This window comes from Corynebacterium macginleyi, from assembly GCF_003688935.1.
In the GTDB taxonomy this organism is placed as follows: Bacteria; Actinomycetota; Actinomycetes; order Mycobacteriales; family Mycobacteriaceae; genus Corynebacterium; species Corynebacterium macginleyi.
This window is the reverse complement of the sequence record NZ_REGE01000012.1, coordinates 46,700-70,965: the sequence shown is the minus strand read 5'-3', so window position 1 is coordinate 70,965 and position 24,266 is coordinate 46,700. Positions and strand designations below refer to the sequence as shown.

Annotated in this window: 22 protein-coding genes; 7 read left to right on the top strand and 15 right to left on the bottom strand. The window is 56.8% G+C overall.

From position 1 onward, the window contains the following. On the top strand, positions 1–197 hold a 197-nt coding region (locus tag D9V82_RS12425), incomplete at its 5' end, for a hypothetical protein (RefSeq protein ID WP_208635842.1). Between the two features lie 174 nt (positions 198–371). On the opposite strand, the gene tyrS is transcribed toward D9V82_RS12425, so the two are convergent. Together tyrS and D9V82_RS08725 are read right to left on the bottom strand one after the other, a co-directional pair. Continuing rightward, a complete protein-coding gene (gene tyrS / locus D9V82_RS08730) occupies positions 372–1,658 on the bottom strand; it encodes a tyrosine--tRNA ligase (RefSeq protein ID WP_121912015.1) in 1,287 nt (428 codons plus the stop codon). Between the two features lie 58 nt (positions 1,659–1,716). Further along, complete coding sequence (locus D9V82_RS08725; protein ID WP_121912017.1) at positions 1,717–1,890, bottom strand: Trm112 family protein; 174 nt, start codon at positions 1,888–1,890, stop codon at positions 1,717–1,719. Between the two features lie 264 nt (positions 1,891–2,154). Here D9V82_RS08725 and thiC point away from each other — a divergent pair, with 264 nt between their 5' ends. The 6 genes from thiC to D9V82_RS08695 are packed head-to-tail and all read left to right on the top strand — an operon-like array spanning position 2,155 to position 8,141. Beyond that, entirely contained in the window at positions 2,155–4,086 is a 1,932-nt protein-coding gene (gene thiC, locus D9V82_RS08720) for a phosphomethylpyrimidine synthase ThiC (protein ID WP_121912014.1), read from the top strand. Positions 4,087–4,114: 28 nt separating this feature from the next. Then, positions 4,115–4,780, top strand: a complete 666-nt coding sequence (locus D9V82_RS08715; RefSeq protein WP_234457352.1) for a thiamine phosphate synthase — start codon at positions 4,115–4,117, stop codon at positions 4,778–4,780. Then, the gene (gene thiO / locus D9V82_RS08710; protein ID WP_121912012.1) at positions 4,773–5,933 is read left to right on the top strand and encodes a glycine oxidase ThiO; all 1,161 of its coding nucleotides are present in this window, start codon (positions 4,773–4,775) and stop codon (positions 5,931–5,933) included. The genes D9V82_RS08715 and thiO overlap by 8 nt, the downstream gene beginning before the upstream one ends. 36 nt (positions 5,934–5,969) lie before the next feature. Further along, the gene (thiS, locus tag D9V82_RS08705) at positions 5,970–6,173 is read left to right on the top strand and encodes a sulfur carrier protein ThiS (RefSeq protein WP_121912011.1); all 204 of its coding nucleotides are present in this window, start codon (positions 5,970–5,972) and stop codon (positions 6,171–6,173) included. A gap of 10 nt (positions 6,174–6,183) precedes the next feature. Continuing rightward, positions 6,184–6,966: a thiazole synthase gene (locus D9V82_RS08700; protein ID WP_121912010.1), complete on the top strand. Its 783-nt coding sequence runs from the start codon at positions 6,184–6,186 to the stop codon at positions 6,964–6,966. After that, positions 6,966–8,141 carry a ThiF family adenylyltransferase gene (locus D9V82_RS08695; protein ID WP_121912009.1) on the top strand — a complete coding sequence of 392 codons (1,176 nt, stop codon included), beginning with the start codon at positions 6,966–6,968 and terminating at the stop codon, positions 8,139–8,141. Before D9V82_RS08700 ends, D9V82_RS08695 begins: the two co-directional genes overlap by 1 nt. A 94-nt stretch (positions 8,142–8,235) precedes the next feature. On the opposite strand, the gene D9V82_RS08690 is transcribed toward D9V82_RS08695, so the two are convergent. The 13 genes from D9V82_RS08690 to D9V82_RS08630 all read right to left on the bottom strand — a co-directional run bounded on the left by D9V82_RS08690 (position 8,236) and on the right by D9V82_RS08630 (position 24,235). Beyond that, entirely contained in the window at positions 8,236–9,273 is a 1,038-nt protein-coding gene (locus D9V82_RS08690; RefSeq protein ID WP_121912008.1) for an ornithine cyclodeaminase, read from the bottom strand. A gap of 13 nt (positions 9,274–9,286) precedes the next feature. Then, positions 9,287–10,804, bottom strand: coding sequence for an amino acid permease (locus tag D9V82_RS08685; protein WP_121912007.1), 1,518 nt, complete (start codon positions 10,802–10,804; stop codon positions 9,287–9,289). A gap of 216 nt (positions 10,805–11,020) precedes the next feature. Then, complete coding sequence (argH, locus tag D9V82_RS08680) at positions 11,021–12,451, bottom strand: argininosuccinate lyase (RefSeq protein WP_121912006.1); 1,431 nt, start codon at positions 12,449–12,451, stop codon at positions 11,021–11,023. Between the two features lie 6 nt (positions 12,452–12,457). Further along, positions 12,458–13,678 carry an argininosuccinate synthase gene (locus D9V82_RS08675; RefSeq protein ID WP_121912005.1) on the bottom strand — a complete coding sequence of 407 codons (1,221 nt, stop codon included), beginning with the start codon at positions 13,676–13,678 and terminating at the stop codon, positions 12,458–12,460. Between the two features lie 75 nt (positions 13,679–13,753). After that, complete coding sequence (locus tag D9V82_RS08670; protein ID WP_121912004.1) at positions 13,754–14,236, bottom strand: arginine repressor; 483 nt, start codon at positions 14,234–14,236, stop codon at positions 13,754–13,756. Further along, positions 14,233–15,159 carry an ornithine carbamoyltransferase gene (gene argF / locus D9V82_RS08665; RefSeq protein WP_121912003.1) on the bottom strand — a complete coding sequence of 309 codons (927 nt, stop codon included), beginning with the start codon at positions 15,157–15,159 and terminating at the stop codon, positions 14,233–14,235. The genes D9V82_RS08670 and argF overlap by 4 nt, the downstream gene beginning before the upstream one ends. Next, positions 15,156–16,334, bottom strand: coding sequence for an acetylornithine transaminase (locus tag D9V82_RS08660; RefSeq protein ID WP_121912002.1), 1,179 nt, complete (start codon positions 16,332–16,334; stop codon positions 15,156–15,158). The genes argF and D9V82_RS08660 overlap by 4 nt, the downstream gene beginning before the upstream one ends. Next, a complete protein-coding gene (argB, locus tag D9V82_RS08655; RefSeq protein WP_121912001.1) occupies positions 16,334–17,266 on the bottom strand; it encodes an acetylglutamate kinase in 933 nt (310 codons plus the stop codon). Before argB ends, D9V82_RS08660 begins: the two co-directional genes overlap by 1 nt. Positions 17,267–17,275: 9 nt before the next feature. Continuing rightward, positions 17,276–18,445 carry a bifunctional glutamate N-acetyltransferase/amino-acid acetyltransferase ArgJ gene (gene argJ, locus D9V82_RS08650; RefSeq protein WP_121912000.1) on the bottom strand — a complete coding sequence of 390 codons (1,170 nt, stop codon included), beginning with the start codon at positions 18,443–18,445 and terminating at the stop codon, positions 17,276–17,278. Between the two features lie 28 nt (positions 18,446–18,473). Next, a complete protein-coding gene (argC, locus tag D9V82_RS08645; RefSeq protein WP_121911999.1) occupies positions 18,474–19,517 on the bottom strand; it encodes an N-acetyl-gamma-glutamyl-phosphate reductase in 1,044 nt (347 codons plus the stop codon). 203 nt (positions 19,518–19,720) lie between these two features. Beyond that, positions 19,721–22,237, bottom strand: coding sequence for a phenylalanine--tRNA ligase subunit beta (gene pheT / locus D9V82_RS08640; protein ID WP_121911998.1), 2,517 nt, complete (start codon positions 22,235–22,237; stop codon positions 19,721–19,723). A gap of 23 nt (positions 22,238–22,260) precedes the next feature. Continuing rightward, positions 22,261–23,307 (bottom strand): phenylalanine--tRNA ligase subunit alpha, encoded by a 1,047-nt coding sequence (gene pheS / locus D9V82_RS08635; protein ID WP_121911997.1) that lies wholly within the window; start codon positions 23,305–23,307, stop codon positions 22,261–22,263. 121 nt (positions 23,308–23,428) lie between these two features. After that, on the bottom strand, positions 23,429–24,235 hold the full coding sequence (locus D9V82_RS08630; RefSeq protein ID WP_121911996.1) for a TrmH family RNA methyltransferase: 807 nt from the start codon (positions 24,233–24,235) through the stop codon (positions 23,429–23,431). Positions 24,236–24,266 lie beyond the last annotated feature (31 nt).

Below are 24,266 nucleotides of genomic sequence, written 5' to 3'. Positions count from 1 at the left end.
CGGCACACACCAACCAACAAACCAACAACAGGCTCGCCGGCCAACAGACCAATCAACACACAACCATGCACACAAAAACAAAAAATAAGTACATTGGCACACTATTGAGTTCTCAAACATCACCACCAACCACCAAGAAAATTAACCAAAAATTAACCTCTCAACGGCGACCCGTACCAACCTACCCAACAACCTGAAACAAATCAAATCCCTGAACCAGACCAGTACAAAAATCACTAAAAAGTAACCAACCAGCTACCTCCCGGCGACTCAGATAAACCTACACCCCACCCAAAGAAACACACAAATCCCCTGGCAAAAGCGTAAAAACGAAATTGCCAAGGGATCAGTTAAGAACCGAAGCGACGCCACTAAGAAGGATTTATAACCCGTGCCCCGGCAAAGCGCTTCTTGCCCTTACGCAATACCAGCCACGAGCCATGCAGCAGGTCTTGGGAAGAAGGGGACCACTCGATGTCTTCAATGCGGTAGTTGTTCACGTATGCGCCGCCCTCTTTCACGGTGCGGCGCGCGGCACCCTTAGATTTTTCCAGTCCAGCCGCGACCAATAAGTCCACAATTGTGGCCTCCGGGCTAGCCTGAGCAATCTCGGTCTCTTGCAATGCCGAAGACAATGTGGCTTCGTCCAAGTCCTGTAGCTCCGCCCTACCGAACAGGGCCTGGGAAGCTAGCTCCACCGCTTCAGTGGCCTGCGCGCCGTGGACCAAGGTGGTCATCTCCCGGGCCAGAACACGTTGTGCCTCGCGCTTGTGGGGTTCCTGCTCCACCTGGTGCTCAAGTGCCTCGATCTCGTCCTGGGTAAGGAAGGTAAACCAACGCAGGTAATCGATAACCACCTTGTCGCCAGCATTAATGAAGTACTGGTACCAGGAGTACGGGCTGGTCAGTTGCGGATCTAGCCAGAGCTTGCCACCGCCGGTGGATTTGCCAAACTTATTACCCTCGGCATCCGTCACCAGCGGCACCGTTAGGCCGTGCACCTTCGCACCGTTGACGCGCCGGTTCAGATCCACACCGGAAACGATGTTGCCCCACTGGTCACCGCCACCGATCTGCAATACGCAGTCATACTCGTTGTGCAGGTGGACAAAGTCGTTGGCCTGCAACAACATGTAGGAAAACTCCGTGTAGGAAATACCGTCGGATTCCAAACGACGCTTAACCGTGTCACGATCCAACATGGTGTTGAGCGAGAAGTTCTTTCCAATATCGCGTAGGTATTCGATAACGTTGATCTGGGTAGTCCAGTCAGCGTTGTTCACCATCACCGCTGGCGTTACAACGTCACCTGCATCGGTGAAGTCGACGAAAGACTCAAGTTGAGTCTTGATTGACTGCATATTCTCTGCGATTTGCTCTTCCGAGAGCATGGAACGCTCGCCGACATCGCGCGGATCGCCGATCATTCCCGTCGCACCGCCGGCCAACGCGATCGGGCGGTGTCCAAATTGCTGAAAGCGCTTCAACATAATGAGCGGCACCAAGTGGCCGGCGTGCAGCGAGCTGCCCGTCGGATCGAAACCGCAGTACAAACTAATCGGTTTCTTAACGGCCTCCTTCAGAGTCTCCAAATCCGTCGACTGGTTGATTAACCCGCGCCATTGCAGTTCGTCGATGATATTCGTGTTTTCGTTCATACGTAGGTGCTCCCCTGTCCCCTTTTATTTGTTTTCTTTACAGAGCGCGGGGCTCTATTTACCTGGACCCCATGGGCCAGTCTGTGGCTTCATCGACCAGCAGGACTGGGATTCCGTCCTGCACCGGATAAGCCTTGTTTAGCCTAGGGTTCACCAAATAGTCACCGTGATCCTCTAGCGGTTGCCTGTCGATCGGACACACGAGAATATCTAGGAGCTTGCGATCAATCATACCGCTAAGTCTAGCCCGCGCCCCGGACATCCCATCCAATGACTCCCTAGTGCTGTCTACCGTATCTTCTCTTTTCCTATCGACGCCTCTTGGTCAACCATTCGGTCAAACACTTCACGCTGGGGCGCGGTGCGATACAGTGGGTAGCACTACCGAACACGGGCGCTCGAGGTATCGAGCTGAGATCGCGCTGTCACACCCGCGCGAGTACCGCTAGAACCTGCCTGGTTAGAACCAGCGAAGGAAGATTGAGGAGAGTCAGTTATGACGGATACGTCTATCCAGCACACCCGTACCACCCTTCCGAACGACGAATATGGTGCGGAAATCCACCCGAAGCACAGCTTCGCCCCCATCGAGAAGCAAGTGGAATCCTTCGGCAAGACTTTCACCCTGCAGGTGCCGGAGACCGAGGTTCAGCTGGATAATTCCCCGACCGGACCAAACGCACCGCAGAGGCTTTACCGCACCCGCGGCCCGTGGGCTGAACCCACCAAAGGCCTAAAGGCTCTGCGCAGCGAGTGGATCGAAGCTCGTCGCGATGTAGAGTCCTATGAGGGTCGGCGTCGTAACTTATTGGACGATGGTAACCGTGCCCTCAAACGGGGCGAGGCCAGCGACGAGTGGAAGGGTGTTAGCCGCCAGACACTGCGGGCCAAGCAAGGCAAGCGCGTAACCCAAATGCACTACGCCCGCCAGGGTGTTATCACTCCAGAGATGGAATACGTCGCACTGCGCGAGCACTGCGATGTGGAAAAGGTGCGCGAGCAGGTCGCTTCCGGCAAGGCGATCATCCCGAGCAACATCAACCACCCAGAGTCCGAGCCGATGATCATCGGCAATGCCTTTTACACCAAAATCAACGCCAATATTGGTAACTCCGCCGTGACCTCCTCGATCCGCGAAGAGGTAGACAAGCTACGCTGGGCTACCCGCTGGGGCGCAGATACCGTGATGGACCTTTCCACGGGCAACGACATTCACACCACCCGCGAGTGGATCATGCGCAACTCTCCGGTGCCGATCGGTACCGTGCCGATCTACCAGGCACTCGAGAAGGTCAACGGTGTGGCTGAAGACCTTACCTGGGAGATCTTCCGCGATACCGTCATCGAGCAATGCGAGCAGGGGGTGGACTACATGACGATCCATGCCGGCGTGCGTCTGCCATTCGTGCCGTTGACCACCAAGCGCGTAACGGGCATCGTCTCGCGCGGCGGTTCCATCATGGCCGGCTGGTGCCTAGCCCACCACAAAGAGTCCTTCTTGTACGAGAACTTTGACGAGCTCTGTGAGATCTTCGCCCAATACGACGTCGCGTTCTCGCTGGGAGACGGCCTGCGCCCGGGTTCTATCGCCGATGCCAACGACGCAGCTCAATTCGCCGAGCTAAAGACCATCGGCGAGCTGACCCACCGCGCTTGGCAACACGACGTACAGGTCATGGTCGAAGGTCCAGGCCACGTACCACTACACATGGTGCAGGTTAACAACGAAAAAGAGCAGGAGTGGTGCGGCGGTGCACCGTTCTACACCCTGGGACCGCTAGTTACCGATATTGCTCCCGGCTACGACCACATCACCTCCGCCATCGGTGCAGCCAATATTGCCATGGGTGGTACCGCAATGCTGTGCTACGTCACCCCCAAAGAGCACCTTGGACTGCCTAACAAGGAGGACGTGAAGACCGGTGTTATCACCTACAAGGTTTCCGCTCACGCCGCAGATATCGCCAAGGGTCATCCCGGGGCCCACGAGTGGGACGATGCAATGAGCAAGGCGCGCTTTGAATTCCGCTGGCACGACCAGTTCGCCCTGTCCTTGGACCCGCATACCGCCCAGTCCTACCACGACGAAACCCTGCCCGCGGAACCCGCGAAGACCGCCCATTTCTGCTCGATGTGCGGACCCAAGTTCTGTTCCATGCGTATCAGCCAAGACATCCGCGACGCCTTTGGCGAGCAGATTGATAAGGCTCTGGCCCCTGACCAGAAGAACTCCCTAGTCGAAGACCTCGGTCTGCCAGGCTTTGGCCGCCACAGTGTCGATGGAGGGGGCGTCACTGATGTGAAAGGAGAAGAAGAAATGGCCGAAGAATTCCGCCGCGCGGGATCCAAGCTATATCTAAACCACAAAAAGGCCAAGGCCGTAGCCGAAGACCTCGAGAAGGAAGCGGCGGCGTACAGTGAGCGCTAATCGCCAGCCCGCTACGCAGGGCAGCCTACTGGACTTGCGGTGCTATCACGTTACGGGCACAACGCTGAAAAAGGTCGTGCAGGTTGCCGCGGCAGCAGCAGCCGGTGGTGCGGGCGTCATTCAAGTTCGCAGTAAGCCCATCGGTGTGCGCGATCTAACCGCCTTAGCTATCGACGTAGCCGCGGCAGTCGGGGAAACCAATCCGGCAACGAGGGTGCTTATTGATGACCGAGTAGACGTAGCCGCTGCCCTGATGGGCGAACACCATATCCATGGCGTGCACATCGGGCAAGACGACTTAGACCCGCGCCTGGCGCGGCGAATCCTTGGCGAGGATGCGATTATCGGGCTGACCACCGGTACCCTAAAACTAGTGCGGGAGGCTAACGAGTACGCCGATGTGATCGACTATATCGGCGCTGGCCCGTTCCGCCCCACGCCGACAAAAAGCTCCGGCCGAACCCCGCTGGGGTTAGAAGGCTATCCCCCACTCGTGGCAACTTCGGCTGTTCCTGTGGTCGCCATTGGAGACGTGCAGGCCACTGACGCCGAATCGCTGGCCGAAACCGGTGTGGCAGGTGTCGCGATCGTGCGTGCTTTTATAGACTCCGAAGACCCGGCTGCGCTGGCCACCACAATTGTTGATGCTTTTGATCGGGCGAACCCTAATGCATCCACTGGCTCACATGAATAGCACTAGTCAGAATATACGGGCAGAGCACGCCATCATTGGTGCGGGAATCATCGGGTTGGCCACCGCATTCGAGCTGGTCGATGCTGGCGTTGTCCCGCAAAAAATTGTGGTGGTCGATCCCCAGCCCATTAGCGGTGCCACATTCGTGGCCGGTGGCATGCTAGCTCCGGTTGCAGAAGTGCAATACGGACAAGAACCGCTGTACCCACTAATGGTGGCTTCGTCCGAAATGTTCCCCAGCCTGCTGGCTAGGCTGGGGGCGAAAACCACCGCACCGACTGGACACCGTAGCGAATCCACACTGATGGTAGGCGCCGACCGCGCCGATGGCACACACATCCGCGAATTGCTGGTGCTGCAGCAAAAGCACGGCCTGAAGGCCCACGCACTGCCACTACGACAAGCCAGAGGCCTTGAACCGGGGCTAAGTCCCCAGCTGGCTGCCGCGGTGGAAATCCCGGGCGATCATCAGATCAACCCGCGTATGTTCAGTGCATGCCTTGTGGAATACCTGCAGCACGCCGGCGTCCGCTTTGTAGCCACGGCAGCAACGCGCATAGACGGGCACACTGTGCAGCTTGCCGATGCCCGAGTGGCCACCGCCGATATAATCTATCTCTGCAACGGGCTAGGTGCCAAGGATGTGGACGGCTGGTTCGAGAGTACCCATCCCCTGGCGCTACGGCCGGTGTTCGGCGACATGCTGCGGCTACGGGTGCCAGAAGAATTAGTACGTACCAGCGGCGAACCGCTGACCCGGGTGGTGCGCGCATTCGTGGAGGACCGGCCAGTCTACGTCATTCCCCGCACCGATGGCACCATCGCCGTCGGGGCGACCAGCCGCGAAGATAACCGCACGGGGCCTGCCGTAGACGGTGTGCACACGCTTCTTCGAGATGCCATCCGCGTGCTTCCAGGGCTGGAAGAATGCGAATTCATCGAAGCGGTGGTAGGAGCCCGTCCCGGTACCCCTGATGACCTGCCCTACCTGGGCAAAGTACGCGAAGAGCTAGTGGTCTCCACCGGCTACTTCCGCCACGGGATCCTACTGTCTGCCCTGAGCGCTAAGGTAGGTGCTCAATTGGGGTTGGGCACATCCCTGGCAGCCGGGATAGACATCTCGGCCTGCGATCCGCTACGCCACTGCCCGTAAAGCCCACCCGGTAGTGACCAAGAAAGGAAAAACATCATGGAATACACACTAAATGGAGAACCCCGCAGCAGCGATGGGCCAATCGCCGTGGGCGCCGTTGTGGAAGCAGAGACTGGCAATGCCTCACCGAAGGGCGTGGCTGTGGCTGTCAACGGCGACGTGGTCCCCGCCAGCAACTGGTCTTATAAGGTCACTGAGGGCGATGAACTGGACATCCTTGTCGCCGTGCAGGGCGGTTAGGACTTCAAATATGCTTTCCATCGCAGATAAACAATTCGATTCGCACCTAGTAATGGGAACCGGCGGCGCCAGCAGCCAGGCCATGTTGGAACAATCCCTGGTTGCCAGCGGTACACAGCTCACCACCGTGGCCATGCGTAGGCACAATGCTACGAATAGCGGTGGGGAATCTATCTTCGAGCTATTACAGCGGTTAAACATTGACGTGCTGCCCAATACTGCAGGGTGCCGCACCGCGCGCGATACCGTCACCACCGCCAAGCTAGCCCGCGAGGCGCTAGGCACCAATTGGGTGAAGGTGGAGATTATCGCGGATGACCGCACTCTTCTTCCTGACGTAGTAGAGCTCGTGGATGCGTGCGAGAGGCTCGTTGCCGCAGGATTCGTGGTGCTGGCATACACCAGTGACGATCCGGTCATCGCCAAGCGGCTGGAAGACGTGGGCGTGGACGCGGTAATGCCCTTGGGCTCGCCCATCGGGACGGGCCTAGGAATCTTAAACCCACACAACATTGAGCTAATCTGTTCGCGTACCCACGTTCCTGTTCTACTGGATGCCGGCGTGGGGACGGCCTCCGATGCTGCACTGGCCATGGAGCTGGGCTGCGATGGCGTGCTTCTAGCCAGTGCTATCAATAGGTGCCAAGATCCTTTAGCAATGGCCACTGCAATGAAAAACGCCGTGGAAAGTGGCCGGTTGGCCCGGCAGGCTGGGCGTATTCCGAAACGGCAGCACGCCCTGGCCTCGTCATCGTTCGAAGGGTTGGCTAGTTGGGAACACACGGTGCTGTAATGAGCCAATTGTCCCGCGAGGAGTTGCATAGAGTAGCCCGCCAAACCCTGCTGCCTGGATTCGGCATCACCCAACAAGAGGCGCTGCACGCCACACACGTCTTCGTCATCGGCGCTGGTGGATTGGGCTGCCCGCTGATGCAACAGCTAGCTGCCGCCGGGGTAGGCGAGATCTCTGTGATCGACGACGACACAGTGGATCTAACCAATATCCACCGCCAGATTCTATTTGGTGTCCACGATGTGGGGCGACCCAAAGTGGACGTCGCCGCCGAAAGGCTCCAGCAGCTGCAACCAGGCATTGTCGTGCATGCAATTCGCGACCGCCTCACTGCTGGCAATGCGGTGGACTACCTCCGTGGAGTGGACATCCTGGTGGATGGTTCCGACACGTTTGCCACGAAGTTCTTAGCAGCCGATGCTGCAGAGATTACAGGCACCCCACTCGTGTGGGGATCGGTGCTGCGTTTCCGGGGCGACTGTGCGTTGTGGTGGTCTGGGCCAGGCGCGGAGTCGGGAGTGGGCATGCGCGACCTCTATCCCCTGCAACCCGACCCCGATTCCGTGCCAGATTGCGCCACTGCCGGTGTGCTGGGCGTGACCACCAGTGTGATCGCGGGTCTGATGTCCACCGAGCTGATCCAGTTCGCAACTGGCATGAACCGCGACCGGGTAGGCCTGTTGAGTATCTACGATGCCCTGACTGCCTCCATTAATCACTTCCGGGTGCCCCGCGACCCAGCACGCGAGCTAACCACCCAGCTACTGCAAGACTATGGTCGCGCAGCCTGTACCGTTGCGCAGGCCGATAAAACCGCTGCAGCCGCGATGTTCGATGAACTCCGGGACGGCGCCGCGGCCATCGACGTGCGAGAGCCTGGGGAGGCCGCCATTGATGATTTCTTCTTTGACGACACCGCGAAGCGTTACCTCTTGCCGTATTCCACGTGGCAGGAAGATCCAGAGTTAGCGCGCTCATTGCTCGATTCCTTGCAGGCCGAAGGGCTACGCAACGCATGGGTGTACTGCGCCACTGGTAAGCGATCGGCCAGCTTTATCTCGACTTTCGCCAAAGACGCTGAACTGCGTGGCATTAAGATGCACAACATTGTAGGCGGCATCACGAACCAGCCCGCAGCGTTTCACGGCAATACCGGAGCAATAGCTAGGGCATAGCATCCAGTCTTCTATAGGTTCATCGGATCAAGATTCTTGGGGATTACCTCAGGGGGTAGTAGGAGAATTTTATCCCCTCTACCCCACCGGTGATTTAAAGCAAGGACGGAACGTTAGCAACCAAAGAAAACAGATCCTTGGGATCGTCCGGGTTGGCAATGATATCGATCTCTGACTCCAAGTCGGTACCCTTGACTGAATCCCGCAGGTACCGCAGGGCGGAGAAGTCATTGATGGCGAATCCGACATCGTCAAATAGTGTAATCTGCTCATCGTCGTCCCGGCCAGTGGCTTGACCGGTGAGGACCTGATAGAACTCGACCACTGGGAAGTCTTCCGGTTTCTGCTGGATTTCACCCTCGATGCGGGTTTGCTCTGGGAATTCTACAAAGACCTTGGACTTGTCCAAAATGGAGCTTTCCAGCTCGGTCTTGCCCGGGCAGTCACCACCAACTGCATTGAGGTGGACGCCGGGGGCAACATGGCGATCAGCAAGGATCTGGTTCTGCGCCTTATCTGCGGTACAGGTGGTAATGATGTCTGCGCCCAGCACTGCCTCGTCCACACTGGAGCAAGCAGTGATGTTAAAGCCTAGTGGCTCCAAGTTACGCTTGAACTTTTCTACGGCTGCAGGGTCAATATCGTAAATGGTGATGTCCTCTATGCCCATGACGCCGCGGAAGCCTAGAGCCTGAAACTCAGATTGCGAGCCAGCGCCAATCATCGCCATGCGCTTGGAATCCTTGCGCGCCAGGTGCTTTCCCACCATGGCCGAAGTGGCTGCGGTACGCAGCGCGGTGAGTAGGGTCATTTCGGCTTCGAAGGTGGGGTAACCATTGTCAACGTCAGCGATCACACCAAATGCAGTAACAGTCTGGAATCCGCGTGCAGGGTTGGATGGATGACCATTGACATATTTAAAGGTGTACTCCTTGCCATTGGAGGTAGGCATCAGCTCGATAACGCCGAAGGGGGTATGGGAGGCAACGCGCGGAATTTTGTCAAAGCGCTCCCATTCGCGGTAGTCCGCCTCGAGGTAATCTACCATTCCAATAATGATGTTCTCTACACCTTCGCGCTGAATCCAGCGCGCCATATTTTCGACGTCTACAAACTTAACAGCATGGTTCATAAGAATTCCTTTCTTAGTTCTTAGAGTGAAGATCTGTCTGGGGTGCAGCTGGGAAACTAGAGGTTGGCAGATGCTTTGCCTTTCTCTCTTCCGCAATAGCGCGGATCCGCTCACGCCACGCGTACCACATTGCCACAAAGACCGGAGCCAGGAGCAAGGTCGATGCAAGCGCATAGCTACCGATCGGATAATCAAGGGCCATCAAGACAATAACAAGGCCAATGAAAATCAGTACTGCCCAGTCGCCGCCTTCTCCGAAGGGAGAACGGTACCCCGGACGAGTATAACGGCCACTCTTGGATAGATGGATGAACCTGAGGTGAGAGAGTGCAACCGCCGCCCACGAGGCTAGGGTGCCCAACGCTGCCAGGTTGAGGACGATTTCGAAAGCCATCTCAGGCACAAGATAGTTAAGGAAAACACCGGCCAACCCCACGAGAGCTGCCATCACAATGCCACCGTACGGCACGCCCGACTTGGACATACGGGCACCAAACTTAGGGCCGGAGCCAGAGGTAGACATGTTGTACATAATGCGGCCAGTAGAATAGAGGCCAGCATTCAACGAGGAAATCGCGGCCGTAATGACCACCAACTGGAAGATCGGAGCGGCTACACCAACGCCAAGAGATTCAAAGAAGGTCACGAAGGGCGAAACCTCTGCCACGTAGTTGGTGTACGGCAGAACCAAAGTCAATAGCAACACGGAACCGAAGTAGAAGATCAAAATGCGCAGAAGCACGTTGTTCACCGCGCGCGGAATGTGCTTTTCTACATCCTTGGTTTCACCCGAGGTCGTACCCACCAACTCGATGCCAGCATAAGCAAAGACAACACCTTGGATAACAATTACAGCCGGCAGCAAACCATTAGGAAGCCAGCCACCGCTACTGGAAATCAGAGTGAAACCGGCAGGATCCCCACTCGGATGACCAAAGATAAGGACTCCGATGGCCACAAACATAAAGATAATTAGAGCGACAATCTTAATCAGGGAGAACCAATATTCCAGCTCACCGAAGATCTTCACCGAAAGCATATTGAATACCAAGATGCTACAGATGACGAGGAGGGCAAGCGTCCACTGCGGCACCGAGTCGAGCCACGTAGTGTACTGGCTAAACCACTTGATATAGAGGGCCACCGCTGTACCATCCGCGACCAGAGTCATGGCCCAGTTTCCCCAATACAACCAGCCGGTGACAAACGCAGCCTTCTCGCCATAAAACTCTCGAGCGTAGGACACGAACGAGCCGGAGCTAGGCCGGTAAACGATGAGCTCCCCCAGAGAGCGCAGGATGATGTATCCGAAGAACCCACAGATGAGGTAGAGCACCGCTAGAAAGGGGCCGGCGGTTTGCAGGCGGCTACCAGTGCCCAAAAGGAGACCGGTACCAATCGCGGAACCAATGGCAATCATCTGCAGCTGGCGATTTCCCATCCCCTTTTGCAAGCCATGATCTTCCGACGCGAAAACCGCCTTCTCATTCTCGTGCGGCCCAGTACTAGACGGTGGAGAATTTTCAGCCATTTAAAGTTCGTCCTTTCATTGCCTGTGATACGTGTACTAAGTCTCATTGCCTGGAAAAACACTAACACAACACAATGTAAGCCATGTCACCAGTGCCCCCAATTTGTTGAACAACACGGTTGACAGGTTAGAAGAGCGTTGATCTCCTACCCCCGTCGGCGGACTCACAAGAACGGCATAGCCATACACCACGAGTTAGAAAGAGTTTTTAGGCGTTTATCGCAACGGCTTTTGCGCCCACTGACGAGCTGCGGCGGCACGTTCGCGGACGGTTTCGCGCTGTTCAGCAACGCGGACGCCAGCAGTTCCACCCTTGGTTGTGCGAGAAGCGACCGCACCGTCAATAGTGAGAACCTCGCGTACTTCTGGAGTCAGCCGCTTGTCAACGCCACTAAGTTCCTCATCGGCGAGCTCCACCAGCCCCACCCCACGCTCTTCGGCGATGCGCACACAAGCGCCGGAGGCCTCGTGTGCCTCGCGGAAAGGAACGCCCTGGCGCACCATCCACTCGGCCAGGTCGGTGGCTAAAGTAAATCCGCGTGGAGCTAACTCGCGCATCCTGTCTTCATTAAAAGACAAGCTGGAGACGAGCCCGGTCATCGACGGCAGCAACAAATTCAGCTGCGCCACCGAGTCCACGATGGGCTCTTTGTCCTCTTGCAAGTCGCGGTTATACGCCAACGGCTGCGCTTTGAACGTCGATAGCAACCCGGTGAGGTTGCCAATCAGGCGCCCAGCCTTGCCGCGGGTAAGCTCAGGGATATCCGGGTTCTTTTTCTGCGGCATGATAGATGAGCCAGTGGACCACGCATCATCCAAGGTGACGTAGCCGTATTCCGGAGTGCACCAGTAAATGATCTCTTCTGCAAGCCGCGACATATCTACGGCGATCTGCGCCAAGACAAAAGCCGTTTCGGAGGCGAAATCGCGAGACGCGGTGCCATCCAAGGAATTTTCCACAGCGGAATCGAACCCGAGTTCTGCGGCGATGGCCTCCGGGTCAAGCTGCAAAGAAGAACCCGCGAGCGCGCCCGAGCCATACGGCGAGATGGACAGCCGCTTATCTAAATCTTGCAAACGTTGAATATCGCGGAGCAGCGGCTGGGCATGCCCCAGCAGTTCGTGCGCAAGCAAGATGGGTTGAGCGGCCTGGGAGTGCGTTTTGCCCGGCATGATGGCCTCAGGATGGGCAGCGGCTTGATCCGCTAGGGCATCGACTAGCTCGGAGACCTGCAGGGCAATATCGCGAATGGCATCGCGCACCCACATGCGAAAGAGAGTGGCGACCTGGTCATTGCGGGACCGTCCAGCCCGCAGACGGCCACCTACCTCTGGTCCGACGATCTCGATCAGGCCACGCTCCATAGCACCGTGCACATCCTCATCGGTCGGTGCTGGCACAAAATCCCCTGAGGCAACCTTTTCCCCGAGTTCAGTAAGCCCGGAAAGCATTGTCTCTAAGTCGGCATCGGAAAGCAGCTGCGCCTTGTGCAACACTTTGGCGTGTGCCTTCGAAGCAAGCACGTCGTAAGGGGCTAGCACCCAGTCAAAGTGGGTAGAAACCGAAAGGGCGAACATCGCCTCTGCAGGACCGCCGGAGAACCGTCCGCCCCACAGTGCGCCTTCGTTAGTCTTATGTGGTTTCATCGGTGCCTATTTTTCTGCACTGGTGGGGAAACCACCCTCGCGGTCTCGCTGATTAGAAATCTGGGTGGACAAGCCGTGCAACTGGACAAAACCCTTTGCAGCGGTCTGGTCAAAGGTATCGCCGGTGTCATAGGTCGCCAGATCGAAGGAGTACAGCGACTGGCTGGAACGGCGGCCAGTCACGGTAGCGGTACCTGCGTGTAGGCTCAAGCGAATGTCACCAGTTACGTTCTGCTGAGATTCCTCGATAAAGGCATCCAGGGAGCGCTTGAGCGGCGAGTGCCATAGGCCATCGTAGACCTCCTCGGACCACCGCGCATCTGTCAGGCGCTTGTACCGCGCCAGCTCGCGCTCCACGGTGACATCTTCCAGCGCCTGATGAGCCTGAATAAGCACCATGGCACCCGGCGCCTCGTAAACTTCGCGGGACTTAATTCCCACCAACCGGTCCTCCACCATATCCAAGCGCCCAATACCCTGCGCGCCGGCGCGGCGGTTGACTTCTTCGATGACCTGCAGCGGGGTCAGCTTCTTGCCATCGACGGCGACCGGAACACCCTGCTCAAAGGAAATAATTATTTCGTCTGGGGCATTGCCCAGGCCAGGATCTTCCGTATACGCGTAGAGATCCTTTGTCGGTGGGTTCCACAGATCTTCCAGGAAGCCGGTTTCTACCGCCCGGCCCCACAAGTTTTGGTCGATGGAAAAAGGCGAGGCCGCCGACTGCTCAATAGGAAGGTTAATTTCTTCCGCAAAATCGATAGCCTTATCGCGGGTCCACGCATAATCGCGCGCCGGGGCGACGATCTCCAGCGATGGATCCTGTGCGCGGAAGGAAACCTCGAAACGTACCTGGTCATTACCCTTACCGGTACACCCGTGGGAAACATGCGTTCCGCCAAACTCCTGCGCGGCCTTGACGAGGTGCTTGGTAATAAGCGGGCGGGAAATGGCCGATACCAGCGGGTACTGCTTCATATACATGCCATTCGCCTTGATGGTGGGCACGCAATATTGCTCCGCAAACTCATCTTTGGCGTCGATAACAATGGACTCCACCGCACCGCAATCGAGCGCGCGTTGGCGTACGGACTCCATGTCCTCGCCACCTTGACCAAGGTCGAGAGAAACAGCAACGACGTCGCCGCCGGTCATTTTGGCCAGGTAAGGAATGGCTACCGAGGTATCAAGGCCACCGGAATAGGCCAGGACCACACGTGCAGACATACTAAGACTCCTTGATTATGTGAAAAAAATTCGGTTGCCTAAATAATATACGATTGAGTTAGAGAATGCCACTACTCAAATCTTCTGTGCCTTGAGCATCTCCGCTAATTCCGCACCGGATACGCCCTCGCGTGCCAGCACAAAGATGGTGTCGTCACCGGCGATGCACCCAACCACATCGTGCAGGCCCACACGGTCAATAAAGCTGGCGAGATATTGCGCTGCCCCAGCTGGCGTCCGCAGCATCGCAATATTCATAGAGGAATCGTGAGAAACCACCAATTCATCCAACATCCGCCGTAGCTTCTCACGTGGTCCGCCTACCTGATCTTCGAACTGTTCCAACTCGCCCGCGACCATATAGTAAGAACGTCCACCATCTCGCTTGATCTTCTTCGCGCCCAGCTCATCAAGATCTCGCGACAGCGTGGCCTGTGTAATATCTATGCCTTCTGTCAACAAAAGCTCCAGTAGTTGTACCTGGCTCGTGACACGACTGCGATCTAAAATCTCCAAGATTTTTGCCTGTCGGGCATTTCGAGTACTCGGGATGCTCATGATTGACTGTTCTCCTTATTGATATCAAGCAACCACACCAGCAGTGCCTTTTGGGCATGCAAGCGGTTTTCCGCTTCGTCAAAGACTCGGGACTGTGGGCCATCGATAACATCTGCGGTGACCTCGTTGCCACGATAGGCCGGTAGGCAGTGCAGAAAAATTGCGTCCTTCTTAGCCATTGCCATCACCTGCTGAGACACCTGATAAGGCAGGAACGGGGTACGCCTGTCTTGCCCATCGTTTTCTTGGCCCATAGATACCCAGGTATCTGTAATAACTACATCGGCACCGGCAACTTCCGCCACATCATCAGTAACCGTGACATTACCGCGCTGCCGTGCGCGCTCGACAAATTCGGGACGAGGCTGGAAGCCTTCCGGGGAAATGATCGAAATATCCATGCCGGCGGTAGCAAAGCCAATCATGTAGGAATTGGCCATATTATTATTACCGTCCCCAAGATAAACCGCCTTGCGGCCGGTAAGTTCACCAAGGTTTTCGCGGCAGGTCAACAGGTCAGCCAGGATTTGGCACGGATGCAAGTCATCAGAAAGCGCATTGACCAGCGGAACCGTTGCCGTCTGCGCCATCTGTTCCAAGTTGTCGTGGGCGTAGGTGCGCCAGACGATGGCCTCCACATAACGCGATAAGACCGAACCCGTATCCTGGTAGGACTCGCCCTTGCTCATATGAGTGCCGGATGAGTCAACGGTAATGGCGCTGCCACCCATGTGTGCAATTCCGGTTTCAAAGGAAAAGCGAGTGCGCGTGGATGGTTTATCAAAGAGGACGGCTACTGTCTTGGGACCCTCCAGCGGTCGCCGCGCGAACGGATCGGCTTTTAATTGGACCGCCAGATCGAGGACTTGCTTTTGTTCCTTTGGGCTAAGGTCATCATCGGCTAAAAAATGGCGCAAGCTCATACTAATTCCTTCACAATAGTGCGTAGTTTTTCTAGGGCAACATCAATCTCTTGCTGCGAAATAATCAATGGAGGGGTCAGGCGCAGGACGTTTTCGCTCGGGGCGTTGAGGATAATGCCCAGTTCAAATCCGCCCATAACGGCCTGGCGAGCTACCGGTGCACTCAATACAACACCCAGCATAAGGCCGCGACCGCGCACTTGCCTGACCCCGGGAATGTTGTTGAGTTCTCGCGCTAAATACTCACCTTTGGTGGAGACTTCGCGTAAAAAACTCTCATCGAGGGTGTCGAGAACAACATTGGCCGCGGCGCACGCCACGGGGTTCCCGCCGAAGGTGGTGCCATGGGACCCTGGCTGGAATAGGTCCTTGGCCCGCCCGCGGGTGATGGTCGCGCCGATGGGCAATCCGCTGCCGAGTCCTTTGGCCATCGTGATAACATCGGGCGAAATTCCTTCCAGCTCGTGGGCAAAAAACTGCCCCGTGCGCCCCGCCCCGGACTGGATCTCATCAACAATGAGCAAGATCCCATATTCATCGCATAAATCAGAAATGGCCTGCATGAAACCGGCAGGAGCGGGAATAACTCCGGTCTCGCCTTGAATCGGCTCGAAAATAATGGCGGCGGTATCCGCGGCGTCTTGCTCCACCAATTGGCGCAGGTAATCTATATTGCCGTGTGGATAAAACTCCACGCCGCTAGGCAGTGGGCGAAATGCATCTTGCTTTTCGGGCTGCCCAGTCATGGCCAAAGAGCCCATCGTCCGCCCATGAAAACCATGGTTCGCAGCGAGGATGCGACGCCTACCGGTAAGCCGCGCGAGCTTGAACGCCGCCTCGTTTGCCTCTGAGCCGGAGTTACAGAAAAAGACCCGCGCGTCGCTATCACCCACACGCTCAATCAGCTTTGCCCCGGCGTCGAGTACGGGTTGGGTGGCAAAAAGGTTGGACGTATGCACCAGGGTGTGGCTTTGCTGGGCAACGGCGTTTGCTACCTCCGCATTACCATAGCCTAAGGAATTGACGGCGATGCCGGCCAATAGATCGATATAAGTTTTGCCGTCCTCACCGGTCAGGGTAGCCCCCTGGCCTGACACGAGGCCGAGTGGAGGCTGGCCGTAGGTATTGGCCAGTGTTTTTGACCACCGGCGAGTTAAAGTTTCTTGAGCGTGCATCAGATATCGTCCTTCCTGAACACTGTGCCCTCGGGATAATCGTGCTTTTCGAAGTCATTCGGCAGCACCATCGTCCCAATGCCGCCCGGAGTCAAAAGCTCAAGGAGTACAGAATGGTCTATACGGCCGTCGATGACGTGCGCAGCGGATACCCCACCCTGCACGGCCTTAAGGCAGGATTCCATTTTGGGAATCATTCCGGAGCTCAGACCGCCCAGCAGCCCGGATAGCTGATCGATTGCGATTTTCGAGACTAGAGAACCTTTATCCGGCCATTCGGTATATAGACCTTCCACGTTAGTCAAGATAACCAGGCGTTCTGCTCCAAGCGCGCTCGCCAGCGCACCCGCAGCGCTATCGGCGTTAATGTTATAGACCTCGCCGTCGGATCCTGGCGCAATGGTTGAGACCACCGGAATGCGGCCAGCCTCAATGATGTCATTAACGGCTTCTGGGTTGACCTCCACGATATCGCCCACCATGCCGATATCGGTTGCCTCTCCCTCCACGTCCACGAGGCGCTTAGTAGCCCGGAAAAGCCCAGCGTCTTCACCACTTGTTCCCACGGCGTAGGGCCCGTGCGAGTTAATGAGGTTTACCAATCCACGGCCGACTTGACCAAAAAGGACCATGCGCACCACGTCCATGATTTCGGGCGAAGTGACGCGAAAACCGCCTTTAAATTCGCCTTCCATACCAAGCTTTTCCAGCATGGAATTGATCTGCGGGCCGCCGCCATGGACTACAACGGGCTTTGCGCCGATGGTGCGTAGAAACACCATATCCGCCGCAAAGGCTTTCTTGAGCTCCTCATCCACCATGGCGTTGCCGCCATACTTGACAACCACGATCCTATCGCGGAAGTGCTGCAACCACGGCAGGGCTTCCGCCAGCACCGTAGCGCGCTCCTGATTATTCAGTCCGTGAAACATTTTCTCCTCCTAGGAGCTATATGCCGAGTTGATCTCCACGTAGGAGTAGGACAAGTCTGTAGTACGAACGAACGCCGTGCCTGTGCCGCCGGTACCGAGATCCACGCGGACATCAATATCCGCCCCACTCAAGTCCACATCGCGGGCTCCGGGCACGCCCGTCGACTGCACGCATACGGGCTGATCATTGAAATAAACGGAGATATTGTCCGGGTCCATGTCTGCATCCGCCATGCCGACGGCCGCCAGTACCCTGCCCCAGTTGGGATCGGAGCCAAACATGGCGCACTTGAATAAATTATCCCGGCCCAGCGTGCGAGCGGCATGGAGCGCCTGTTCATCAGATCCCGTACCTGCAACGGATATCTTTACGCGCTTTGTCACTCCCTCAGCATCAGCCTGGAGCTGATCTGCAATATCCGCGCAAACCTCTAGGATTGCCTGAGCTAACTCTTCTTCGCTGGGCTGCACGCCGGAGGCCCCCGACGACATAATAATCACCGTGTCATTGGTAGAGGTCGAACCATCCACGTCCAAGGTATTAAAAGTCTGTATGCAGGCCTTTTCCAGCGATCTTTGTAAGATCGCTGCGTTAGCGATGGCATCAGTAGTAATGCAGACCAACATCGTGGCTAGCGATGGCGCCATCATACCGACACCCTTGCCCATAGCGCCCACGGACCATCCATCGCCTGCATAAACGGATTCCTTCGGGATGGTGTCCGTGGTCATGATCGCAGTGGCAGCGTTATTGCCATGCTGTCGGGTCGCACCGATGTGGTTCACGACGTCCGCAATGCCCGTAAGTACATTGTCCATAGGCAACGGCTCACCGATGAGCCCAGTAGAACAGATCGCAATATCATTCACCGCGATATCCGTGCCATGAGATACGGCGTCTACCATCGCGCGCGCATCGGCATCACCTTGCGCGCCATTGCATGCATTGGCATTTCCGGAGTTGATGGCTACAGCACGCAACTGGCCATCCGCTACCGCCTTGCGGGAGACCCTAACGGGGGAAGCCACCACGCGGTTGCGCGTGAATACCGCCGCCGCGTCCGAGCGCGGTCCCTCGTTTAGAATCAAAGCTAAATCCAACGCGCCGGAGGGCTTGATCCCGGCTGCCACGGCCCCGGCGCTAAATCCGGCAGGTCCGGTGATTCCTTGTATAGACATAAAATTCTCCTCTACAGAATGCGTAGTCCTAGGGGGCGACTGCGGCTAGGGGCAATCCCAAAGTTTCCGTCCATCCCACCGAGAGGTTCATGCATTGCACGGCGGCACCGGCGGTACCCTTGCATAAATTATCTAGGGCCGCAGTAATGATGAGGCGGTGGGAATTTTCGTCAACATGGGCCTGAATATGCACCATGTTCGTGCCCACGACGTTCTGAGTTTCCGGTTGCTGGCCTTCTGGTAGCACGAGGCAGAAGGGCTCATCGGCATAGAATTCCGCAAATGCGGTGCGCACCTGCTGCTTTCCAATGCCCCCTTTCAGCCCCGCCGTAATCGTTGCCAGAATTCCACGGGGCATGGGCGCAAGCACCGGGGTGAAACTCACGGAAACCTCATCATGGGAAAATGGTTGGAGATTCTGCACGATTTCCGGAGTATGCCTATGAGTGCCACCTGGCTTATAAGCCTTGACATTGCCCATAGTTTCTGCACCCAATTGCGCGACCGCCGCCTTCTTTCCAGCCCCGGAGACTCCGGTAACAGCAATCACCGAAAGGCCGGACTCCACTAGCTCACACGCAATGGCGGGCAGCGCTCCCAAGGTAATGGCCGTAGGAAAACAGCCGGGCACGGCTACTCGGTTCGCACCCTTAAGCTTCGACCTATGTCCTGGGATTTCCGGCATACCGTAGGGCCACTGCCCTGCATAGTTTCCGCCGTAATAGGCTGCCCAATCACTCTCCTTGCCCAGGCGAAAGTCGGCGGCGCAATCAATGATGGTGACCTGATCACCCAATTGCTCCGCAAGACCGGCCGAATGCCCGTGCGGCAAGGCTAGGAAGACGACGTCATGTTTAGCTAATTCTGCCGGAGTGGTTTCTGAGATCACGCGGCCCGACAACGGTGGGAGATGTGGCATAATTTCCGCAACACGCAGGCCTACTTGGGAATTTCCCGTCAGGGCACCAATGCGCAGGTCCCCGGAGTGATAGGCCGGATGTGAGAGCAGCAAGCGCAGTATCTCTCCGCCAGCGTACCCTGTGGCCCCTGCCACTGCTACTGAATTCGTCATACCCGAAACTATAGCAAGAAATACGTTGCACTGTATGTTATTCAGTGAATTGGGTTACTTTTCCCAGTTCAGAGGTTATGAAAGTAATTAATAAACTGCATGAAAAAAGTATCACGGCAAAGACCCAGGACCCACATGACTTAGTGCCACTGCATTCTGGTTCTTCGCCGTGTAAAGCAGAAAGTTGGACTACTATGCCTTCCCTATGCGCGCATTTCCGCACCGAATCGCTGCTTGGCCAACTCGGCGGCTGACGTCCTGTGCTCGTTGACCTCCTCATCGGTCAGAGTACGGTCCGCGGCGCGGAATTGCAGCTGAAAGGCTAAGGACTTTTTACCTTCGCCCACTTGCTCACCGCGGAAGATATCAAATAAGTCAACCGATTCGATGAGATCGCCCGCCCCCTCTTGCACCGTGGCGCGCACCTTTTCCGCTGGGATATCCTCATCAACTACCAGCGCAATGTCCTGGTGCAAGGCTGGGAATGCGGACAGAACCGGCGCCGGGAAGCGCTCAGTGAGGGGCAATGCGGTGATATTAAGCTCCATTGCGCACGTGCGCGGCGGCAAGTTTTGCGCCTCGAGCACCTGCGGGTGCAATTCTCCTGCATAGCCAACGATGTCAGCGGTTCCTGCCACCTTGATTGCAGCACACCGGCCTGGATGCCACGGCAGGTGTTGTACCGCTTCAACCTCGATATCCAGGCCCGCGGCGCGGGTAACCAGCCGTGCAGATTCAATGGCATCTGCGTAGGCATAGTCGCGGCCTTCACCCCACGGGCCCTCGTATTCCAATTTGCCCGTGGCTACCGTCGCTACATGCAACGGCTGATCCGGAAGGGTGCACAGGAGTTCTTCCACCACTTCATCGGCGGGCCGCTGCGCCACAGAGGGCATAGGCGAAGATTCTGCGCGCTTAAATGCCACCTGCTGGAGGCCATAGAGCGCTAAATCCTTGCGTCCACGAGCTACATTGCGGCCCAAAGCTTCAAGCATTGCGGGGAGCAACGTCGTGGCCAAGATGGCTTTGTCAGACTCCAATGGGTTCTGCACTGCCACGGTATTGCGGCGGGCATCATGAGCCGCAAGACCCCACACATCAAAGGTGTCGTTTGCGATAAATGGCGAAGGCAAAACCTCGGCATAGCCCGCATATGCCAAACCGTGACCGATGGCGCGGCGGCGCTTTTGCGCTGGGGTCAAACCGCGACCGCCTGCCGGTGTAGGTAGAACGGTGGGGATATCTTCCAAGCCTTCAAGGCGCAAGACCTCCTCGATGAGGTCAACGTCCATGGAAATATCGGTGCGCCAGGTCGCGGGCGTGACTTTGAGAACCGAATCCGATTCTGCTTCGACCGAGCAACCGACCTCTTCTAGGCGGGAGATAACGGTCTCGCGGGAGTACGCCACGCCGGCGTATTCGCTCGGCTTTTCTGCACGTAGACGAATGGCCTGCGGCTGAGCTACCTCTCCGACGAGAGTGCGGCCCTTTTCAACCGTTCCACCCGCGATGGAGTGCAACAATGCACACGCGATATCGAGTGCCACCTCGACGATGGCTGGGTCGACACCGCGCTCGAATCGGCGCGATGCCTCAGACGAAAGCTTGTGCCGACGAGAAGTACGGGCCACGGTGATGGGATCCCAAATTGCGGACTCAAAGTAGACATCGGTGGTCTGCTCAGAAATCTCTGAGCTCGTACCGCCCATGACACCGGCTAAGGATTGGATGCCGTTATCATCACAGATGACCACATCCTCACCGGACAGTTCGCGCGTGAAGTGATCGAGAGTTTCAAACTTCTCGCCCTCGTGGGCATTGCGCACGGTAAGATCGCCCGTTATTTTATCGGCATCAAAGGCATGCATCGGGGCACCCAATAGCATCATGACGTAATTGGTTACATCCGTTGCCACATTGACGCTGCGCTGGCCGCACAGCATGAGTTCGCGCTCCATCCAAAATGGGGTGCGTGCCTGCGGATCAATACCGCTTACCTTACGCACGCCAAAACGCTGCGCCTTGGTTTCCTCGCGCAGGTCGATGTTGAGAAGGGAGCCTTGGGCCTCTGGCACAGAAGAGGTATCGATTCCGGCTACCGCTGGATCGTCGGCGACGTCCTTAAATTTCAGATCAAAGGCGGAGGCAATCTCGCGGCTTAAGCCGCGCGCGGATAGTGCGTAACCGCGGTCTGGGGTGATATTGACATCAAAATCGGTATCTGACAGGCCGATGACGGGACGGGCATCTTCGCCCACCATGTCCGCGACCTCCTTACCAAGCACGATGATGCCATTTGCCTGCGCGCCAAGGCCCAGCTCAGCAGCGGAGCACATCATGCCGTTGGAAATGTGATCATAAGTTTCGCGGGCCGCGATGGTGAATCCGCCGGGTAGCTGTGCGCCGGGTAGGGAGACTACGACAAAGTCATGCAGGCGGAAGTTACGCGCGCCGCAGATAATGCCCTGCAGCTCACCGGTGCCATTGGCCTGACCGACATCGACCTGGCAATAGCGAATGGGTTTTTTGAACTGCGTAAGCTCTTCGATTTCGACAACCTGGCCGATAACCAACGGGCCGGTGGTCTCAGGGATCGGCTCATATCCTTCAGTTTCAAAGCCGACACGGACGAAACCAGAATCCATATCTGCGGCAGACACGCTCCAATTCGGATTGGAAGCGGCAAGGATACGGGTAACCCAGTCTTGGGAAATAAGCATGATGTATCTATCCTTTCTGGGTTTTAAGCCTGTATGCCAAAGGGCAGGGTGAAGCGGACATCGCCTTCAACCATGTCGCGCATATCGGTCAGTCCATTGCGGAATTGCAGGGTGCGCTCTAGGCCCATGCCGAAGGCAAAACCTGAATATTCTTCCGGGTCAATACCAACCGCCCGTAGCACGTTGGGGTTAACCATTCCGCAACCACCCCATTCAATCCAGCCGGCGCCGCCTTTTTTATTGGGGAACCAGACATCCACCTCAGCGGAAGGTTCCGTAAATGGGAAGTAATTTACGCGCATGCGCGTAGTGGTTTCCGGGCCGAAGAGCACCTTGGCTAGGTGCTCGAGCGTGCCGCGCAGGTGAGCCATGGTCAGCCCCTTGTCCACGGCAAGGCCTTCTACCTGGTGGAAGACTGGAGTGTGGGTAGCATCCAGCTCGTCCGTACGGAAAACGCGGCCTGGGCAGGCGATGTAGAGGGGCACATCGCGCTCGAGCATCGTGCGGACCTGCACCGGCGAGGTGTGCGTGCGCAGGACCTGCTTTGAGTCCTGCTTACCCACGTGGAATGTATCCTGCAGGGTCCGCGCAGGGTGATCCGGCTTGAAGTTCAGGGCGTCAAAATTAAAGTACTCAGCCTCGATTTCTGGGCCATCGGCTATCTCCCACCCCATGCCAACGAAAATATCGGCAATGCGCTCCGATAGGGAGGTAATGGGATGTAGTGCACCCGTTTGCGCCCTGGTGGTGGGAATAGTCACGTCAACGGTTTCAGCCTGCAGCTGGGCTTCGCGGGCTTGCTGCTCCAATTTCTCTTTGACCTGAGCAAAACGCTTTTCCATCGTGCCACGGGCCATGTTGACGGCTTTGCCGGCAGATTTGCGTTGATCCTTGGGGATTCGGCCTAGGGATTGGCGGGCTTGCGGAATATACCCGTTATCGCCGAGGTGCTCGCGGCGGGCAGCGGCGAGTTCATCTAACGTCTCTGCTTCTTCGAAGGCTGCGATAGCCTTATCGGCCGCGACCCCGAGGGCCTGTTCGGTCAATTCGATCTGCGGTGTATCGGACACGTACTTCGTACCTTCTTTTCGCGCGAAAACTAACGCGTGCAATCTTACTCTGTCACCGGGACACGGACAGCCCCAGGGACCCTCTTTTCATTCGCTACCACGGTGTGAAGGTCAATATGGCCTATTTCGCCTCCTGTGCTTTCGCGGATTCATACAAACAAATGCTGGCCGCAGTGGCAAGATTCAGTGACTCCGCGCGCCCCCGTAGCGGAATGCGTACCCGCATATCGGCCTCTTCGAGCAGTTCGCCCAGGCCATGGGCTTCATTGCCAAAGAGCCAAGCGGTGGGTTGGGACAGATCGGCATCAGCAAGCTTTACTTCCCCATCCGCAGCCGTAGCGACAATTTGCATACCAGACTTGCGCACTTGGCCGAGTACGTCCTTGATATTTACATCGCGTGCGACGGGGACGTGGAATAGTGAGCCGACTGACGCGCGGATAACCTTACAACCAAGGGGATCCACAGTCTCGCCGGCAAAGATCACGCCGTCGGCGCCCATCGCATCCGAAGTCCTAATCACTGTGCCCGCATTTCCGGGTTCCGAGGTAAGCACCGGGACCGAAATCAGATTCGGCCTTCCGGCGAGAATCTTTCCTGCAGACCACAAGACAGACGAGTTGCACAGGGCAAAAATTCCCGGCGTCGTGGCGGTATCGGCCAAATGCTTTGCGGCTTTATCAGTAATGGGGTGCACGTAAACATCCATATGCCCAGCAGCCGTGATGATCTCCGCGAAGCGCTCTGCGGCCCTCTGCGTCACAAATACATCCGTGGCCGCACCGGTGGACACCGCTGCGTCGACGGCGTTGTCGCCCTCAATAATAAACTGCTTCGCCTTCTTCCGGCTAGCAGCCCGGTGCAATTTCGCCGCGTTGACGATGCGCGGAGTGCGTTCGGTAAAGGCGGACTCAAAGTCTAAATTCATAGGCCCTACCCTACCTTGGCCCCAATACTGC

Excerpts from the sequence above, each read along its gene's own strand:
- D9V82_RS08695 (WP_121912009.1), top strand. The coding sequence starts at position 6,966 with ATGAGCCAATTGTCCCGCGAGGAGTTGCATAGAGTAGCCCGCCAAACC.
- thiC (WP_121912014.1), top strand. The coding sequence starts at position 2,155 with ATGACGGATACGTCTATCCAGCACACCCGTACCACCCTTCCGAACGAC.
- argJ (WP_121912000.1), bottom strand. The coding sequence starts at position 18,445 with ATGTCTATACAAGGAATCACCGGACCTGCCGGATTTAGCGCCGGGGCC.
- D9V82_RS08660 (WP_121912002.1), bottom strand. The coding sequence starts at position 16,334 with ATGCACGCTCAAGAAACTTTAACTCGCCGGTGGTCAAAAACACTGGCC.
- D9V82_RS08685 (WP_121912007.1), bottom strand. The coding sequence starts at position 10,804 with ATGGCTGAAAATTCTCCACCGTCTAGTACTGGGCCGCACGAGAATGAG.
- argH (WP_121912006.1), bottom strand. The coding sequence starts at position 12,451 with ATGAAACCACATAAGACTAACGAAGGCGCACTGTGGGGCGGACGGTTC.
- D9V82_RS08670 (WP_121912004.1), bottom strand. The coding sequence starts at position 14,236 with ATGAGCATCCCGAGTACTCGAAATGCCCGACAGGCAAAAATCTTGGAG.
- D9V82_RS08725 (WP_121912017.1), bottom strand. The coding sequence starts at position 1,890 with ATGATTGATCGCAAGCTCCTAGATATTCTCGTGTGTCCGATCGACAGG.
- argC (WP_121911999.1), bottom strand. The coding sequence starts at position 19,517 with ATGACGAATTCAGTAGCAGTGGCAGGGGCCACAGGGTACGCTGGCGGA.
- pheT (WP_121911998.1), bottom strand. The coding sequence starts at position 22,237 with ATGCTTATTTCCCAAGACTGGGTTACCCGTATCCTTGCCGCTTCCAAT.
- D9V82_RS08675 (WP_121912005.1), bottom strand. The coding sequence starts at position 13,678 with ATGTCTGCACGTGTGGTCCTGGCCTATTCCGGTGGCCTTGATACCTCG.
- D9V82_RS08630 (WP_121911996.1), bottom strand. The coding sequence starts at position 24,235 with ATGAATTTAGACTTTGAGTCCGCCTTTACCGAACGCACTCCGCGCATC.
- argB (WP_121912001.1), bottom strand. The coding sequence starts at position 17,266 with ATGTTTCACGGACTGAATAATCAGGAGCGCGCTACGGTGCTGGCGGAA.
- D9V82_RS08690 (WP_121912008.1), bottom strand. The coding sequence starts at position 9,273 with ATGAACCATGCTGTTAAGTTTGTAGACGTCGAAAATATGGCGCGCTGG.
- thiO (WP_121912012.1), top strand. The coding sequence starts at position 4,773 with ATGAATAGCACTAGTCAGAATATACGGGCAGAGCACGCCATCATTGGT.
- D9V82_RS08700 (WP_121912010.1), top strand. The coding sequence starts at position 6,184 with ATGCTTTCCATCGCAGATAAACAATTCGATTCGCACCTAGTAATGGGA.
- tyrS (WP_121912015.1), bottom strand. The coding sequence starts at position 1,658 with ATGAACGAAAACACGAATATCATCGACGAACTGCAATGGCGCGGGTTA.
- argF (WP_121912003.1), bottom strand. The coding sequence starts at position 15,159 with ATGAGCTTGCGCCATTTTTTAGCCGATGATGACCTTAGCCCAAAGGAA.
- thiS (WP_121912011.1), top strand. The coding sequence starts at position 5,970 with ATGGAATACACACTAAATGGAGAACCCCGCAGCAGCGATGGGCCAATC.